At 47.9% G+C, this 516-nt stretch carries 1 protein-coding gene and 1 pseudogene; both read right to left on the reverse strand.

What is annotated here, in order from left to right; translation table 11 throughout:
- Positions 1-206: GTP-binding protein (locus R7Z77_RS28455; RefSeq protein ID WP_318137448.1), on the reverse strand; the 206-nt coding region annotated here is incomplete at its 3' end.
- An 18-nt stretch (positions 207-224) separates the two neighbouring features.
- Positions 225-516: pseudogene (locus tag R7Z77_RS28460) on the reverse strand (sulfate adenylyltransferase small subunit); the annotation flags it as partial.

Raw genomic sequence — 516 nt, forward strand, 5'->3', positions numbered from 1 at the left:
CCAACGCGTTGGCTATCTGAGTGAACCGCGGCTAGTTGGTCTTCATAAATTTGTTTTGAGTCATGGAGTAAGCGACCAATCAGGGTGCTTTTCCCATCATCCACAGAACCACAAGTCAGAAATCTAAGCAGAGACTTGTACTGATGTTGTTTTAAATAGCCTTCGATACCAAGCTCGGCTAATTGAGCTTCAACTGCACTGTTCATTCTCTTTCCTTAGATCTTTTAGAAGTAACCTTGACGTTTCTTGAGTTCCATCGATCCTGACTGATCGTGGTCGATCGCTCGGCCTTGACGCTCACTTGAGGTCGCCACCAGCATCTCTTCAATGATGCCCGTCAGCGTATTCGCTTCAGATTCAATCGCACCGGTCAGTGGATAACAGCCCAACGTACGGAAACGCACGCTTTTCTCTTCAATTACTTCACCCGGTTGAAGCTCCATACGGTCATCATCCACCATGATCAGCATGCCATCGCGTTCGACAACCGGACGCTTATCAGCAAGATAAAGCGGG

This window comes from Vibrio sp. 1401 (genome assembly GCF_033340295.1).